The organism is Streptomyces nanshensis (genome assembly GCF_001751255.1).
Taxonomy (GTDB): domain Bacteria; phylum Actinomycetota; class Actinomycetes; order Streptomycetales; family Streptomycetaceae; genus Streptomyces; species Streptomyces nanshensis_A.
Genome location: NZ_LJGW01000518.1, coordinates 1 through 793 on the forward strand (window position 1 = coordinate 1; position 793 = coordinate 793).

Sequence of the window (793 nt, forward strand, 5' to 3'; positions counted from 1 at the left end):
CCCCGCCGCAGACGGTCCTCGACCTGATCACGGGACATCTGGCACCCGTGATCACCGGCTGCGCGGCCGCGCTGCGCCGCTTCACCACGGCGGGCACGCACGGGTCGATCGTCAACATCACCTCGCACCAGGCCCGCCGCCCCGTCCCCGGCTGCGCCCCCTACGCGACCGCGAAAGCCGCCGTCGAGGGACTCACACGGGCACTGGCCGTCGAGTACGGGCCACAGGGAGTACGCGTGAACGCCGTCGCACCCGGCTCGATCCACACCGAGAACTACGCCGCACTCCTCACCGCCCAGGAACCGCAGACCGCGGAACAGACGGAAGCGCAGATGCGGGCGCTGCACCCACTGGGCAGAACAGGCCGCATGGAAGAAGTCGCGGCCGCCGTAGCGTATCTACTCTCACCCGAAGCGGGCTTCACCACCGGCATCACGCTACCCGTCGACGGCGGCCGGACCGTACAGGGACAAGACCCCGATCTGATACAGAACAACACCAACCGACAACACCGACAACACCAGCTCACATCACCGACCGACAACACTGACAACACCGACCCGGCGTCCCGAACCGGCCCCCAGACAGGCCCAATTCACACCGTCCAGCGAGTGAACTGACAACACCGACCCGGCATCCCGAACCAGCCGCCGGGCAAGCCCAGTTCACACCGTCCAGCGAGTGAAACGCCGCACGTAGCGGCACTGCCACGGCGTCTCCACCGCCCACGGACCATAGCGACCGCGCACAAAAGCCACAGCCCGGCCCGCAGGCACACCACCCAGAACCACCA

The 793-nt window shown here is 67.8% G+C and carries 1 protein-coding gene and 1 pseudogene; one reads left to right on the forward strand and one right to left on the reverse strand.

The window, feature by feature from the left end:
- On the forward strand, positions 1-620 hold a 620-nt coding region (locus AN218_RS29320; RefSeq protein WP_141747738.1), incomplete at its 5' end, for an SDR family NAD(P)-dependent oxidoreductase.
- A gap of 45 nt (positions 621-665) precedes the next feature.
- Here AN218_RS29320 and AN218_RS38560 read toward each other — a convergent pair.
- A pseudogene (locus AN218_RS38560) lies at positions 666-793 on the reverse strand (protein phosphatase); the annotation flags it as partial.